1 protein-coding gene is annotated in these 261 nt (G+C 34.9%); it reads right to left on the bottom strand.

The annotated features are described in order from the left end of the window. Positions 1–261: hypothetical protein (locus tag FOF46_RS32415; RefSeq protein ID WP_208746858.1), on the bottom strand; the 261-nt coding region annotated here is incomplete at both ends.

Below are 261 nucleotides of genomic sequence, written 5' to 3'. Positions count from 1 at the left end.
TATGTGTCGCAACATTCTTCCATATAGATAAGTATGCGATCCAAGTATCGGTGCATACATCGAAAAACATCTTGTATACCTTTATGCAATGATACATTTTGAGAGGTATCAGTAAGGTATGTTTTCTCCAGGGTAGCGATATAGTAGTTCAGTTTTAGTTGGTATTTACGAATTTTACTTTCCCTTTTTTCTTCACTGATACTTTCATCAAAATAGAGTTGATGCAAATATTCTGTGAAATCGTTATACGTAGGTCGCAGC

Origin of the sequence: Aquimarina algiphila (assembly GCF_007489275.1) — a bacterium.
GTDB classification, from domain to species: Bacteria; Bacteroidota; Bacteroidia; order Flavobacteriales; family Flavobacteriaceae; genus Aquimarina; species Aquimarina algiphila.
This window is presented reverse-complemented; position numbering and strand designations above follow the sequence as displayed.